Below are 14169 nucleotides of genomic sequence, written 5' to 3'. Positions count from 1 at the left end.
AGACCGGCGGGGCACCTGGCGTTTGATCCGGAAAAAGGCATTGACAAACCGCTGGATCTCCTATATAGTTAGTGTAAACTAACGAAACATTCAGAATAAAAGAGGAAAAGGAGTGCTGGCATGGAAGCGGTCTATGGTCTGCTGCTCCCCTTTTTGGGGACCACTTTTGGCGCGGCATGCGTATTTTTTCTGAGAAGGGACTTATCGGATGGGATCCAGCGGGGCCTCACCGGCTTTGCGGCAGGGGTCATGACGGCAGCGTCCATCTGGAGCCTGCTGATCCCGGCCATCGACCGGTCGGCGGAGTTGGGGAAGTGGGCGTTCCTGCCGGCTGTCACAGGCTTTTGGATCGGCGTTTTGTTCCTGCTGGCCTTGGACCATATCATTCCCCATCTCCACCGCAGCAGCGGCCAGCCGGAGGGGCCCAGCAGCCAGCTTCGCAGGACCACCATGCTGGTTCTGGCGGTGACGCTCCACAACATCCCGGAGGGGATGGCGGTGGGCGTGGTCTGCGCCGGATACCTGGCGGGAGATGCAGAGATCTCCTCCCTGGGGGTGCTGGCCCTGGCCCTGGGCATCGCCATCCAGAATTTTCCGGAGGGCGCCATCATCTCCCTGCCCCTGAGGGCGGAAGGAGAGAGCAAGCTCCGGGCCTTTGCCGGCGGTGTGCTCTCCGGGATCGTGGAGCCGCTGGGAGCGCTGCTGACCATCCTGGCGGCGGGGCTGTTTGTGCCGGCGCTGCCCTATCTGCTGAGCTTTGCCGCCGGTGCCATGCTCTACGTGGTGGTGGAGGAGATGATCCCGGAGATGTCCCAGGGCCGCCACTCCAACGTGGGGGTACTGGCCTTCGCTCTGGGCTTCAGCGTGATGATGGTGCTGGACGTAGCTCTGGGCTGAGCCCGCTCACGGCTTTGGGGCGGTGCCCGTTTCGCCCTGCTCATGGAGCCGCTCGCTCTGGGTCCCGAAATAGAAGGCGATGACTACGGAGAATACGGTCAGAAAATCATGACTGGACACCTGTCCGGCAGCGGCCAGATACGCAAAGACCGACGTGAGGATCAGTGTCACGATGCTCTTGACGCACAGCAGATTGCTCAGGCGTTTGAGAAGGATGGAGTACATAGGCGGAGCCCCCCGATCGAGTATGGAGTCAACCCATGATATGCGCGGCGGCACGGCAGAGCGACATTCCGGTGTCGGGACAGGCCGGATTCCGATACACTGGACCAGGGGCAATGCGCCCCTGCGCTGCCAAGCGGAATCTGTACAGAGGGGAGGTGCGCCTTTGCGTGAACCATCTGGACGCGTCTGTCTGGACCCGGGACATGACGCAGGCAATCTGGCCAACAGGAGCCCGGACGGGACCTATTATGAGCAGGAATTCACCCTGGACCTGGGAAAGCGGCTGGAGAAGCTGCTGACAGACCGGGGCGTGGCCGTCACCATGACCCGCACCGGCGGTGAGGCGGTGAGTTTGGCCAAACGGTGCGAGATCGCCAACAGCATCCCGGATCTGGATCTGTTCGTAAGCCTCCACAGCAACGCCGCCGCGGGAAGCGGCTGGTCCTCTGCCAAAGGGTGGAGCATCTATCTCTATGGCCCCGGCGGCAGACGGGAGCAGGCGGCCCAGGACATTCTGGAGCAGGTGCGGGCGGCCGGGATCACCGTGCGGTCCACGCCCATCGTCTATGCCCCGGAACTGTATGTGCTGAAACACACCAAGGCCCCGGCCGTCCTGATCGAGAACGGCTTCCACACCAATCAGGATGAGGTGTCGCTTCTGAAGGAGGCTGCCTACCGCCAGAAGCTGGCCGTTGCGGAGGCCAGGGGGATCCTGGAGTACCTGGGAATCCCATGGACGGAGGATGAGACGGATCCGGGCTATGAGGCCGAGGTGCAGGCCGCCGTGGCCTGGCTGACGGAAAACGGCGTCCTGCAGGGGAACAGCCAGGGGGATTTGATGCTGGATCAGCCCCTGACCCGCCGGCAGTTCGCGGTGCTGGAATACCGGATCGCCAGGCTGGAGGGATTTGTCTGAGCCAACGGGCCCCGTATGACGGTCGGGGCCCGTGTTTTGTCAAAAACGACAAATTTCGATATTTTTCGCCCTTTTTTACAGGACCCGCAGATTCCTTCGTGTTCAATATTTGGAAATTCCTGTAAAATCCTCCATAGAAGGAGGATTTGCGATGAAAAAGAAGCAAAAAAAAAAGAGATCCCCAGGCGGGGATCGTCTATCGCACAGAGCGGGAACGGGCGGGACTCAGCCAGGAAAAGGCAGCAGAGCTGATCGGCATCTCTGTGCGGACACTTCAATGCTATGAAGCGGGTGAGGCCGAACCGAAGCTCAGCACAGCGGACCGGATCGCAGCAATCTACGGCTGTACGGTGCACGCCCTCATCTGCCGGCCGTGGAAGGGAGGGATCCTCATGTACCGCTATACCTCTGTGCGGATCCGTGTCCTCGGCATGGGGGCAGAGCACCCGTACACCTGCGGCATCCTGATCCAGGAACTGGAAGAGGGGCATATCGTGGAGACCTCGTTTATCCCGCATGTCTCACAGGATGAGGCGGCGGTGCGGCGCTTTGCGGAGCGATGCACCCGGGAGCAGCTGGCCCCGGCGAAGCTGCTGGAGGCTCTTGAAGCCGCATTCCCGGACGCAGCAACGACCTTCAGATAGAACGGAGCCCCGCCGGAGCGCTTCCGGCGGGGCCGTCTGCATGCTGGGTCACAGTCTGGAGGCAAAGTCGGCCATGGCCTCGGAGATCTTCAGCTGCTGGGGGCAGACCGCCTCGCAGCTGCGGCAGCCCAGACAGGCACTGGGCCACTTGTCCTTGGGCAGGGCGGACAGGGCCATGGGGGCGATGAAGCCGCCGCCGGTGAAGGCATGCTCGTTGTACAGCGCCAGCAGGCCGGGAATATCCAGCCCCTGGGGACAGTGACTGACACAGTAGTGGCAGGCGGTGCAGGGGACACCCGCCTTGCGGACCATGTCCTGCGCATGGGCCAGCAGACGGTCCATTTCGCTGCCGCTGAGGGGGGCGTCCGTCCGGAATGTGGCGATATTGGCCTTCATCTGCTCCAGATCGGACATGCCGGAGAGGATCATGGTGACGCTGGGGATGGACTGCAGGAACCGGAAGGCCCAGGCGGGGACGAGCTCCTCCGGCCGCATCTCCTTCAGAGGCGCGGACTCCGCTTCGCTGAGCCGGGCCAGCCGGCCGCCCCGCAGGGGCTCCATGACCCAGACGGGGATGTGATAGCTGTCCAGCAGCGCAACCTTCTCCCGCCCGTTCTGGAAGCTCCAGTCGATGTAGTTCAGCTGCAGCTGACAGAACTCCATATCCTTGCCGTAGGCCTCCAGGAACCGCTTCAGCACCGGCAGATTGCCGTGGCAGGAGAAGCCCAGATGCCGGATGCGGCCGTTCTTCTTCTGCTCCATCAGGTAGTCATGGATGCCGTACCGGGGGTCCAGGTAGGCGTCGATGTTCATCTCGCACACATTGTGGAAGAGATAGAAGTCAAAGTGGTCCACCTGGCACTTTTTCAGCTGCGCTTCGAAGATCTCCTGAACCTTCGGCATATTGCACAGGTCGTAGCCGGGAAATTTGTCGGCGATGTAAAAGCTGTCCCGGGGATGTCTGGCCAGGGCCCTGCCCAAGACCAGCTCCGAGTTGCCGCTGTGGTAGCCCCAGGCGGTGTCGTAGTAGTTGACGCCGTTGGCCATGGCGTAGTCCACCATCTCCGCCGCGGCGTCCTCGTCCACCCGGGCATCGTCGCCGCCGATGACAGGCAGGCGCATGCAGCCCATGCCCAAAGCGGACAGCTTCAGATCCTGAAAGTCCCTGTAGATCATTGCAATCACTCCTCTTTCCGAAATTCCGGCTGCGGAGCCCCGCAGCCCTATAAGGCACTTCTGCCATCCGCGCCTGGATGGAAAGAGCCTCCGTCCGCCCTGAGGCGGCCCCTCTTACCAAGAGAATACCACCTGGAGTGCGCTCCAAGTCAAGAGGTGAGCGGCAAAAATCCGAACAAGGACCGGTGCAGATCACATGGGCCGGAGATAGCCGGCGGCGATCCCCAGCAGGGCGGACAGCAGGATGATGGCGATGGGATGCAGCTTCCTGTGGGTCAGGAACGCCATCAGGACAAAGATGGCCAGGGAGCAGGCCAGGGGATAGCCGGCCAGCGCTTGTACGCCGTCAGGAGCGAACACCGTCTGTCCCACAGAGACCGCGGCGGCACCGATCATGCCGATCACCGCCGGCCGCAGGCCGCTCATGGCTCCGCTGATGATGGCACTGGACCGGAAGGCGGCGTAAAACCGGGCCACCAGCAGGATGATGAGGAAGGAGGGCAGCACCGCGCCCAGCGTGGCGCAGAGGGCGCCGGGCAGGCCGGCCAGCTCCGCTCCCACATAGGTGGAGACGTTCACCGCAAAGGGGCCCGGCGTGCTCTCGCTGACGGCGATGAAGTTCACCAGTTCCTCCGCGGTCATCCAGCCGTGTGCCTGAACGTCCGCCTGGATCAGGGGCAGCATGGCATAGCCCCCGCCGATGGTAAAGAGGCCGATTTTGAAAAAGGTGACAAAAAGCTCCAGACAGATCATTCCGCAGCCCTCCTTTTGGCCATGTGGGAGGCGGCCAGACCTATGGCAGCGCTGGCCAGGATCACCAGCACGGCATCCACGCCGCAGAAGGCCGTCAGCACAAAGGCACCAGCCATGATCGCGTAGGCCACAGCTCCCTTGGGACTCTGCCGGTACATGGACAGCAGCGCCTTCAGCAGCAGGGCCAGGACACCGGCCCGGATGCCGTTGAAGGCATACTGCACCACCAGCAGCTGGGAGAACTGGCGCAGCACGAAGGAGATGACGTAGATCACCAGGAAGGAGGGCAGCACCACGCCCAGCGTAGCGCAGAAGGCTCCGAAAGTGCCGCACACCTGATATCCCACAAAGGTGGCGGAGTTGATGGCAATGGGTCCCGGAGTGGATTCCGCGATGGCCACGATGTCCAGAATGTCTCCGTCTTTCAGCCAGCAGCGGCGTTCTGCCACCTCCCGCTGGATCAGTGGGATCATGGCATACCCTCCGCAAAAGGTGAAGGCGCCGATCTTGAAAAAGGTCCAGAACAGCAGGCGGGCTTTGCCGAGGTCTGTACGCATGGGAAACGCTCCTCTCGTTCTCTTGAAGTTCGCTCCCAGCATACGCTTTTTCGTGACATTCATCAATCCATATGATAAAATAATATCCATAATAAAAATGATATGAATGGGGTGGACGACATGACGCTGCGGCATCTGGAGATCTTCTCGACTGTCTGCGCCCAGGGCAGCTTCACCCGGGCGGCGGAAAAGCTGAATATGGCCCAGCCGGCGGTAAGCCTGGCTATCCGGGAGCTGGAGGTTTTTTACAACGTGCGGCTGTTTGAGCGGATGAACCGCCGGATCTACCTCACGGAGGCAGGGCGAACTCTGCGGCAGTACGCGGATACAGTCCTCTCCCAGATGCGGGAGTCGGTGGAGGTCCTGCGGGAGAGCGGTGCACGGGGCACCTGTGCCTTCGGCGTCCATGTGACACTGGGAGAGACCCGGCTGGCGGAGATCCTGATCCATCTGGCGGCAGAGCTGCCGGAGATGGAAATCCGGGCCTGTGTCCAGAACTCCCGGGAGACGGAGCGGATGATCCTGCAGAATGAGCTGGATTTTGCCGTGGTGGACAATGTCACGCTCTCGCCCCACTATCTGGCGGAGCCGCTGTGCGGAGAGACCCTGGCGGCGGTGTGCGCCCCCGTCTATCTGCCGGGGAAGGACACCCTGACCCTGGCAGAGCTGGCGGGAGAGCGACTGCTGCTGCGGGAGCAGGGCAGCGGCACCCGCAGCAGCGTGGAAGCGGGATTCCAGCAGGCGGGCGTTCCGATTCGGCCCGCAGTGGAGAGCATCAGCACCGCTGCGCTGCTGTCCTGCGCCCGGGCGGGGCTGGGAATCACGCTGCTGCCCCGCTCTCTGGTGGAGCGGGACGTCGCACGGGGCAGCCTCCGGGAACTGACGGTGGTGGGCGGCAGCTTCTGCCGGAACTACTTTCTGGTACGCCACCGGGGCAAGTATCTCACAGACGGCATGAGGCGGGTGATCCAGGTGCTGCGGGAGCATCTGGGGGATACGCAGACATAAAGACGGCCCGCCGCAAGTGCGGCGGGCCGTCTGGCGCGGCTGAGGCGGCGTCAGATCCCAAACTCCGGGGCATACTGCACCACCCCCCGGACCGGGGGCGCATCTTCCGTCAGTTTGACGGCCATGAAATTCTCTGCCGGCACGGGGAACGGCGTCTGGACGCCCAGCTGCTCCGCAGGGACGTAGCCGAAGCGGGGATAGTAGGTCTCGCTGCCCAGGACGACGCTGTAAGAATAGCCAAGGTCCCGGGCGATCTGGTGGCCCTGCCGGACCAGCGCGGAGCCCACGCCCTGCCCCTGAAACGCCGGCAGGACGGAGAGAGGCGCCAGCGCCAGCTGGGTGCTGGTGCCGATCCGGATCTTCGTGAACAGGATGTGACCCACGATGCGGCCGTCCGCCTCCGCCACCAGGGACAGCTCCGGGACGAAGCTGGTGCTCTGCCGCAGGGCGGCGGCCAGATCCTGCTCGTTGCCGTCGCAGTGCTCCGCCGAGGCGAAGGCGTCTTTGATCAGCGTGTAGACCACGGGATAGTCGGCGGGGGTCTCTTGTCGAATGTGCATGGAAAACCCTCTTTTCGGTGATTTGAGCGTCCGCCGGAGGACTGGCGGGACGGGACCAGTTTAAAGGAGAACGCCGGCAAAGTCAAGGGGAGGGCCGGCGGAAGAGAGAAGCAGGTCCCGGCGCACCACAGGGTGCGCCGGGACCGGAAGCTCACGCCAGCCTGGCCGCCAGCCGCCTGGCGATCTCGTCCAGGAATTCCTCGCTGTCCACGCCGCGGGCGGTGAAGCCGGGCTCCACCAGGCCCAGCAGATCCTTCGTCATGACGCCGTCCGTCAGGGTCTGGAGGGAGGCGTCCTCCAGGGCCTGACCGAACCGCACCAGCTCCGGCAGGTCATCCAGCTCGCCCCGGCGCTTCAGTCCGCCGGACCAGGCGAAGATGGTGGCGATGGGGTTGGTGGAGGTCTTTTCGCCCTTCAGGTAGCGGTAGTAGTGCCGGGTGACGGTGCCATGGCTGGCCTCGAACTCCATGGTGCCGTCGGGGGACACCAGCACGGAGGTCATCATGGCGAGACTGCCGAAGGCGGTGGCCACCATGTCGCTCATGACGTCGCCGTCGTAGTTCTTCAGCGCCCAGATGAAGCCGCCCTTGGAGCGGATCACACGGGCCACGGCATCGTCGATCAGGGTGTAGAAGTAGGTGAGGCCCAGCTTCTCAAACTCCGCCTTGTAGGTGTTCTCGTACTCCTCCTCGAAGATCCGCTTGAACTCCCCGTCATAGACCTTGGAGATGGTGTCCTTGGTGGAGAACCACAGGTCCTGCTTCTGGGTGATGGCGTACTGGAAGCAGCTGCGGGCAAAGGCCCGGATGCTCTTCTCCGTGTTGTGCTGCCCCTGCCACACGGCGGGGCCGTCCACGGTCTGGACCGTCAGGGTCTTTTCGGCGCCGCTGGCCCCTTTGAAGGTGAGGGTGGCGGTGCCGGGCTCCTCCGTCACCATGTCCACGGCCTTGTACATGTCGCCGTAGGCGTGGCGGGCAATGGTGATGGGGGCTTCCCAGTTCTTCACCACCGGGTGGATTATGGGCAGGACGATGGGCGCCCGGAAGGCGGTGCCGTCCAGAATGGCCCGGATGGTGCCGTTGGGGCTCTTCCACATCTCCGTGAGCTGGGGGTATTCCTCCATCCGCTGGCGGTTGGGGGTGATGGTGGCGCACTTCACCGCCACGCCCAGGCGCTTGGTGGCGTTGGCGGCGTCGATGGTCACCTGGTCCCGCGTCTCGTTCCGGTGGAGCAGGCCCAGGTCATAGTATTCCGTCTTCAGGTCCACGAAGGGAAGAATCAGCTTCTCCTTGATCCAGCCCCACAGCACCCGGGTCATCTCGTCGCCGTCCATCTCCACCAGGGGAGTGGTCATTTGAATTTTCTGCATATCAACACCTCAAATTGAGATATGAGATAAGAGATAAAAGATATGAGATATTCGGCGAAGTATCTTTTATCTCTTATCTTTTCACCTTTATCTGCTCAGTTGCTCCGCTTTGCGTAATAGTTCATCAGGCAGCCATCGAGGATGATCTCCTTCTCGTCATCGGTGAGGCCCTTCACGTGGAGCATCAGATCCTCCACGCTGCCGTCGGCCCGGATGACCTTGGCGGAGATGTCCTCCACGCCGGTCTCGATGGCGCTCCGAATGCCGGGGACGAACACGCAGTCGCCGGGGGCATAGTCAAAGGACGTGCCCGCATCCAGGGTAAAGGGCAGGATGCCCCAGTTGATGCAGTTGGAGCGGTAGCGCTTCGTGGCGAACTCGTAGCAGATGTTGGCGAAGCCCCCCAGCACCTTCTGGCAGGAGGCCGCCTGCTCCCGGGCGGAGCCGTCGCCGGGCTTGTTGGCGAACACGCAGGAGCCGAACTGGGTGTTCTGGGCCAGCGCTTTGCCGTCGCCCACTTTGTCCAGGATGGTGGTCAGCTTGTCCGGGGCGTTCCCGGCCAGGCGCTCCGCCTCGATTGCCGCCACGGCCTTGGCCCGGCCCACGTAGGCCGGCTCCCGGCGGGACAGGGTGAACTCCGCCAGCCGCAGAGGGTTGGAGCGATAGGAGGAGGTCTCGCCGGAGGGGATCAGCTCGTCGGTGGTGGTGACGGGATCGTGGAGCACCGCCGCCAGCTCCACCAGCAGGTTCTCCGCCAGGGGCTGCATCTTGGGCCAGTCGGTGATGTTGGGACCCATCACCAGCTCCACGCTGGGGTCCGCCTTGCCGAAGCCGTAGTACAGCCGCCGGTCGTAGACGCCCTTGTCGAAGTGGTAGTCGCGGTGGACGGGGGTGTAGTCGATGTCCGTGGCGGCGGTGATCCTGCCGCCGTTCAGGGCTGTGGCGGCGATGGACCGGGCGTCCATCAGGCACACGCCGGCGAACTGGCCCTCGGCGGGCTTGGAGCCCTCCCGGTTGGGGAAGTTCCGGGTGGTGTGCCGCAGGGACAGGCCGTTGTTGGCGGGCACGTCTCCCGCGCCGAAGCAGGGACCGCAGAAGCTGGGCTTGATGATGGCGCCGGTGGCCAGCAGGTCCGCCGTGGCGCCGATCTTCGTCAGCTCCAGGCTGACGGGCACGCTGGTGGGATACACATCCAGGGTGAAGGCCCCGTTGCCGGTGGAGCCGCCCCGGAGGATGTCCGCCGCCTCGGTGATGTTGTCGAAGAGGCCGCCGGCGCACCCGGCGATAACGCCCTGGTCCGCCCACACGCCGCCGTCGTGGATCTTGTCCGCCAGCTTCACGTGGGCCTTGGGGTAGCGCTTCTGGGCGTCCGCCTCCACCGCCGCCAGGATGTCGGCGGCGTTCTCCAGGAACTCGTGGATGGTCCAGGCATTGGAGGGGTGGAAGGGCAGGGCGATCATGGGCTCGACCTTGGAGAGGTCGATCTCGATGTACTTGTCGTAATACGCCCCATCCGCCGGATGCAGCTCCCGGTAATCCTCCGGCCGCTGGTGGGCCTGGTAGAAGTCCTTGGTGACGCCGTCCGTCTCCCAGATGGAGGACAGGCAGGTGGTCTCGGTGGTCATCACGTCGATGCCGTTGCGGTAGTCGATGGGGAGGCTTGCGATGCCGGGGCCGCAGAACTCCAAAACGCAGTTGTTGACGAAGCCGCTTGCAAATGTGGCCTTCACCAGGGCGATGGCCACGTCGTGAGGCCCCACGCCCCGCCGGGGCGCGCCGGTGAGGTACACCAGCACCACCTTGGGGTAGCTGATGTCCCAGGTGTTTTTCAGCAGCTGCTTGGCCAGCTCCGGGCCGCCCTCGCCCACGGCCATGGTGCCGAGAGCACCGTACCGGGTGTGGGAGTCGGAGCCCAGGATCATGGCGCCGCCCCTGGCCATCTGCTCCCGGGCGTAGGAGTGGATGACGGATTGGTTGGCGGGCACATAGATGCCGCCGTACTTCTTGGCGGCGGAGAGGCCGAACACGTGGTCGTCCTCATTGATGGTACCGCCCACGGCGCACAGGCTGTTGTGGCAGTTGGTGAGGGCGTAGGGGATGGGGAATTCCTTCATCCCGGAGGCCCGGGCCTGCTGGATGATGCCCACATAGGTGATGTCGTGGGACACCATGGCGTCAAAGCGGATCTGCAGATGCGCCGGGTCGCCGGAGGTGTTGTGGGCCTGGAGGATGGACCAGGCCATGGTGCGCTTCCGCCCCTCCTCCGGGGAGATGCCGGCGTCCGCCTGGGGGATGCCGCCGGTCAGGAACACGCCGTTGTCATGGAGAGTGATCATATTCTCAAAGACCTCCTGTGTGTCACGGGGGAGCCGTGCTTCTTCCCCTCAATATACCATACCGCCGGCCGGATGAAAAGCGGTTTTGCAGGAAAAAGTACTTCGTCCTGCAAATTCGGGAGACTTGCCCAGAAATCACCCGGCTGCGGCAGGGGGAAAAGGGCATTTTGCGGCGGGAGCTGGAAATTCAACGGAGCGTTGCTTGCGTTTTCCGCCGGCTTCGGGTATCCTGAGAGGGAGGTGAGGAACGATGCAGGACCAGAGAACGGGGGCACTGCTCCGAAAGCTGCGGCAGGAGCGGGGCTGGACCCAGCGCCAGGTGGCGGAGCAGCTGGGCGTCAGCACCCAGGCGGTGAGCAAATGGGAGCGGGACCAGGGCATCCCGGACGTGGGGCTGCTGCCGCACCTGGCAGAGATCTTTGGCGTCAGCGTGGAGGGGCTTCTGGACGGAGGCCTGAACCCCGCTGCGCCGGATGGAGGAAATATGAAACGACTGCAATTCTATGTGTGCCCGGACTGCGGCAACATCCTGACGTCCAGCTCCGGCGGGCAGCTCTCCTGCTGCGGCCGGAAGCTGGAGCCGCTGCGGGCTGTCCCCGCGGATGCGGAGCACGCCGCGACCGTTCAGGAGGTGGAGACGGACTGGTACGTCACCTTCCGCCATCCCATGGAGAAGGGGCACTTCATCCGCTTCGCCGCCTGTGTGGCGCCGGACCGTCTGCTGCTGGTGCGGCTGTACCCGGAGCAGGGCAGCGAGTTCCGGATCCCCCAGCTGCGGGGCGGGGCAAAGCTGTATCTCTGCTGCTCCCGCCACGGGCTGTTCCGGGCAGAGCTGCCCTGAGGCACAGAAAAGAGGACCGTCAGAGACGGTCCTCTTTTTTGATCCGATGTTCTCAACGGGAGGCCTTGGCAGCGCCGCGCCGGGCCATGAACCAGACGAACAGCACCACCACGGCGCACACCAGGATGCGCCAGAACCAGGTGGCGAGGCCCACCAGCAGGATCACCAGGATCAGCAGCGGCAGCACGAACTGGAAATAGCGCTTCAGCTTGGGGGACATCCCCAGGCCGGTGCCCTTGTTGGCCTCGGCCAGATAGCGGTCAAAGCCCCAGCCCCACTTGCTCACACAGAAGAGCAGGTAGATCAGGGACCCGATGGGCAGCAGCAGGTTGCTCACCAGGAAGTCCTCCACGTCCTGGACCTGGCCCGTAACGCCGTTGGGCAGGGTCAGCTCGAAGTACCACAGGTTGTAGCCCAGCAGACAGGGCATGCTGGCCAGGAGCATGAAGACGCAGCCCAGGATGGTGGCTTTCCTCCGGGACCAGCCGAAGGTGTCCATGCAGCAGGCCATGATGTTCTCGAACACCGCTATGATCGTGGTGAAGCTGGCGAAGGTCAGGAACAGGAAGAACAGGGCGCCCCACACCCGGCCGCCGGCCATGCTGACGAACACCCGGGGCAGGGTCAGGAAGATCAGAGGAGGGCCGCTGCTGGCCTCGATGCCGAAGCTGGAGCAGGCGGGGAAGATGATCATGCCGGACATGAGGGCCACGAAGGTGTCCAGGCAGCAGATCCGCACCGCCTCGCCGGGGAGGCGGTTGGCGTCGGACATGTAGCTGCCGAAGATCTCCATGGCGGCGATCCCCAGGCTCAGGGTGAAGAAGGACTGGTTCATAGCGGCCACGATCACGTTGCCGATGCCGACCTCCGCCGCCCGCTCAAAGTCCGGCAGCAGATAGAACTTCACGCCCTCCATGGCGCCCTCCAGGGTCAGGCTGTTGACGGCCAGGATCACGATCAGGGCCAGCAGGCAGATCATCATCCACTTGCTGATCCGCTCCAGGCCCTTCTGCAGGCCGAAGCTGCACACGGCGAAGCCCGCCAGGACGATGAGCGCCATCCACAGCGTCATCTCGCCGGGGTTGGCCAGCATATTGGTCCACACGGCGTCCACATCGGCGGGGGTCATGCCGTTGAATGTGCCGGCGGCGAACTTGACGCAGTAGCCCAGCATCCAGCCGGCCACCGTGGTGTAGAACATCATCAGCAGGCAGCAGCCGATGATGCCAAGCCAGCCGTGGACATGCCAGCGGCTGCCCTTGGGCTCCAGGGCCCGGTAGCCCTCCACGGCGCTCTTGCGGCTGGCACGGCCCACCGCCAGCTCCATGGTCAGGATGGGCACGCCCATGATGATGAGGGACAGAATATAGAACAGCACGAATACGCCGCCGCCGTTGGCACCGGTGACGTAGGGGAATTTCCACACGTTTCCGATGCCGATGGCGCAGCCGGCGCTCACCAGAATGAATCCCAGCCGGGACCGGAAGTTTTCTCGACTCAAGTTTCTCTCTCCTTCTCATTTTTCCCGTCTGCCGGAACCACGCCCGCAGACAGACCTTCCCTATCTTAAACCGGAAAGGGGGAGAAGTCAATCATCTTTTCCCGCCTGGCAGGACGGGACCTTGCGGATGTGGAAGATCTCTGCTATGATGTGGGGCAAAGGAGGCGCTGTGATGAACGTACTGATCGTTGTGGACATGCAGAACGACTTTGTCTCCGGTGCGCTGGGCACGCCGGAGGCCCGGGAGATCGTGCCCCGGGTGGTGGACCGGGTGGAGGAGGGCATCCGCCGGGGAGAGAAGATCCTCTTCACCCGGGACACCCATGAAACGGATTACTTGAACACCCAGGAGGGGAAGAAGCTGCCGGTGCCCCACTGCATCCGGGGCACGGAGGGATGGGAGATCGTGGAGCCTCTGCAAAAATACGCAGAGCACCCCATCGACAAGCCCACCTTCGGCAGCCAGTATCTGGGGGCGCTGCTGAAGGCCCGGGACGAGGACCTGCGCCGCCAGGGAGAGCCGGGGGTGGAACAGGTCACGCTCGTCGGCTTGTGCACGGATATCTGCGTGATCTCCAACGCCCTTTTGGTGAAGGCGTTTCTGCCGGAGGCGGAGGTCGTTGTGGACGCCGCCTGCTGCGCCGGCGTGACGCCGGAGAGCCACCGGGCCGCCCTGGCGGCCATGGGGCCCTGCCAGATCACAGTGGAGAACGAGACGTAAAAAACCGGGCCCGCGGCAGAATGCCGCGGGCCCGGTCTGACTTCAGCCCTTATTCGATGCTGATCTGCCGGCTGGAAGAGACCTCCGCCGTCTTCTTGGGCAGCTTCAGATCCAGCACGCCATTGTCGTAGGCGGCTTTGATGTCCTCCGTCCGAATGCCGGAGACGTCGAAGCTCCGGCTGTAGGCGCCGTAGGAGCGCTCACAGCACACATACTTGCCCTTCTTCTCCTGCTCCTCATGCTCGGAGTGGCGCTGGGCCTGGATGGTGAGGGTATCGCCGTCCAGCTGCAGCTGGATGTCCTCCTTCTTGAAGCCGGGCAGGTCGGCCTTCAGCTCGTAGTGGTCGCCCTCGTCGGTGATGTCGGTCTTGAACTCCGCCAGGCCCCGGCCCGTGAAGAAGTCGTTGTTGAAGAAACGGCGCTCCATCTCTTCCATCTCAGAGAAGGGGTTCCAGGTGCTCATGGTGTTTCTGCGGTAAGGTCTCAGTTCAAACATATTCGATTCCTCCTATCAAATCCTGATGATCCGTGGTTGGGACCGGCGGCAGACGGATCATGGAGGATGTGCCGCCGGGGGGAACAGGCGCCTTTCTCAAGACCTCCTGTTCTTCTTTTCGAGTCTTATGATAGGATGGAAAATCGGATATTGTGTGTCATTTGTTTGA

General features: G+C 63.4%; 15 protein-coding genes and 1 pseudogene. 7 read left to right on the top strand and 9 right to left on the bottom strand.

Annotated elements, in window-relative coordinates:
* The first annotated feature begins 120 nt into the window (after positions 1 to 120).
* The gene (locus H9X91_RS05540) at positions 121 to 897 is read left to right on the top strand and encodes a ZIP family metal transporter (RefSeq protein WP_204803380.1); all 777 of its coding nucleotides are present in this window, start codon (positions 121 to 123) and stop codon (positions 895 to 897) included.
* A 6-nt stretch (positions 898 to 903) separates the two neighbouring features.
* Here H9X91_RS05540 and H9X91_RS05535 read toward each other — a convergent pair whose 3' ends face one another.
* Entirely contained in the window at positions 904 to 1122 is a 219-nt protein-coding gene (locus H9X91_RS05535) for a hypothetical protein (protein ID WP_204803378.1), read from the bottom strand.
* A 163-nt stretch (positions 1123 to 1285) separates the two neighbouring features.
* Between H9X91_RS05535 and H9X91_RS05530 the strand changes: the two genes are divergently transcribed.
* From H9X91_RS05530 to H9X91_RS14315, 3 genes and pseudogenes are all read left to right on the top strand, one after another.
* Positions 1286 to 2038, top strand: coding sequence for an N-acetylmuramoyl-L-alanine amidase family protein (locus H9X91_RS05530; RefSeq protein ID WP_204803376.1), 753 nt, complete (start codon positions 1286 to 1288; stop codon positions 2036 to 2038).
* A gap of 191 nt (positions 2039 to 2229) precedes the next feature.
* A pseudogene (locus H9X91_RS14580) lies at positions 2230 to 2379 on the top strand (helix-turn-helix transcriptional regulator); the annotation flags it as partial.
* Between the two features lie 51 nt (positions 2380 to 2430).
* Positions 2431 to 2682, top strand: coding sequence for a hypothetical protein (locus H9X91_RS14315; protein ID WP_243414441.1), 252 nt, complete (start codon positions 2431 to 2433; stop codon positions 2680 to 2682).
* A gap of 48 nt (positions 2683 to 2730) precedes the next feature.
* Here the strand turns inward: H9X91_RS14315 and H9X91_RS05520 are convergent, their stop codons facing one another.
* The 3 genes from H9X91_RS05520 to H9X91_RS05510 form a co-directional block, all read right to left on the bottom strand.
* Positions 2731 to 3858 (bottom strand): aldo/keto reductase, encoded by a 1128-nt coding sequence (locus H9X91_RS05520; protein ID WP_204803374.1) that lies wholly within the window; start codon positions 3856 to 3858, stop codon positions 2731 to 2733.
* Between the two features lie 192 nt (positions 3859 to 4050).
* Positions 4051 to 4611 (bottom strand): chromate transporter, encoded by a 561-nt coding sequence (locus H9X91_RS05515; RefSeq protein WP_204803372.1) that lies wholly within the window; start codon positions 4609 to 4611, stop codon positions 4051 to 4053.
* Positions 4608 to 5168, bottom strand: a complete 561-nt coding sequence (locus H9X91_RS05510) for a chromate transporter (protein WP_204803370.1) — start codon at positions 5166 to 5168, stop codon at positions 4608 to 4610. The genes H9X91_RS05515 and H9X91_RS05510 overlap by 4 nt, the downstream gene beginning before the upstream one ends.
* Before the next feature lie 120 nt (positions 5169 to 5288).
* Here H9X91_RS05510 and H9X91_RS05505 point away from each other — a divergent pair, with 120 nt between their 5' ends.
* Positions 5289 to 6176 carry a LysR family transcriptional regulator gene (locus H9X91_RS05505; RefSeq protein ID WP_204803368.1) on the top strand — a complete coding sequence of 296 codons (888 nt, stop codon included), beginning with the start codon at positions 5289 to 5291 and terminating at the stop codon, positions 6174 to 6176.
* A 50-nt stretch (positions 6177 to 6226) separates the two neighbouring features.
* Here the strand turns inward: H9X91_RS05505 and H9X91_RS05500 are convergent, their stop codons facing one another.
* The 3 genes from H9X91_RS05500 to H9X91_RS05490 all read right to left on the bottom strand — a co-directional run bounded on the left by H9X91_RS05500 (position 6227) and on the right by H9X91_RS05490 (position 10441).
* Complete coding sequence (locus tag H9X91_RS05500; protein ID WP_204803366.1) at positions 6227 to 6736, bottom strand: GNAT family N-acetyltransferase; 510 nt, start codon at positions 6734 to 6736, stop codon at positions 6227 to 6229.
* 151 nt (positions 6737 to 6887) lie between these two features.
* The gene (locus H9X91_RS05495; protein ID WP_204803364.1) at positions 6888 to 8105 is read right to left on the bottom strand and encodes an NADP-dependent isocitrate dehydrogenase; all 1218 of its coding nucleotides are present in this window, start codon (positions 8103 to 8105) and stop codon (positions 6888 to 6890) included.
* A gap of 95 nt (positions 8106 to 8200) precedes the next feature.
* Entirely contained in the window at positions 8201 to 10441 is a 2241-nt protein-coding gene (locus H9X91_RS05490) for a hydratase (protein WP_204803362.1), read from the bottom strand.
* 250 nt (positions 10442 to 10691) lie between these two features.
* Between H9X91_RS05490 and H9X91_RS05485 the strand changes: the two genes are divergently transcribed.
* Positions 10692 to 11282 carry a helix-turn-helix domain-containing protein gene (locus H9X91_RS05485; RefSeq protein ID WP_204803360.1) on the top strand — a complete coding sequence of 197 codons (591 nt, stop codon included), beginning with the start codon at positions 10692 to 10694 and terminating at the stop codon, positions 11280 to 11282.
* 52 nt (positions 11283 to 11334) lie between these two features.
* On the opposite strand, the gene H9X91_RS05480 is transcribed toward H9X91_RS05485, so the two are convergent.
* A complete protein-coding gene (locus tag H9X91_RS05480; protein ID WP_204803358.1) occupies positions 11335 to 12783 on the bottom strand; it encodes a sodium-dependent transporter in 1449 nt (482 codons plus the stop codon).
* Positions 12784 to 12955: 172 nt separating this feature from the next.
* Here H9X91_RS05480 and H9X91_RS05475 point away from each other — a divergent pair, with 172 nt between their 5' ends.
* Positions 12956 to 13504 (top strand): cysteine hydrolase family protein, encoded by a 549-nt coding sequence (locus H9X91_RS05475; protein WP_204803356.1) that lies wholly within the window; start codon positions 12956 to 12958, stop codon positions 13502 to 13504.
* 49 nt (positions 13505 to 13553) lie between these two features.
* On the opposite strand, the gene H9X91_RS05470 is transcribed toward H9X91_RS05475, so the two are convergent.
* On the bottom strand, positions 13554 to 14000 hold the full coding sequence (locus H9X91_RS05470; RefSeq protein WP_204803354.1) for an Hsp20/alpha crystallin family protein: 447 nt from the start codon (positions 13998 to 14000) through the stop codon (positions 13554 to 13556).
* Positions 14001 to 14169 lie beyond the last annotated feature (169 nt).

The sequence above is a fragment of the Oscillibacter valericigenes genome, assembly GCF_016902445.1.
GTDB lineage: Bacteria > Bacillota > Clostridia > Oscillospirales > Oscillospiraceae > Oscillibacter > Oscillibacter avistercoris.
The sequence above is the reverse complement of the archived record's forward strand: the minus strand, read 5'-3'. Positions and strand labels throughout refer to the sequence as shown.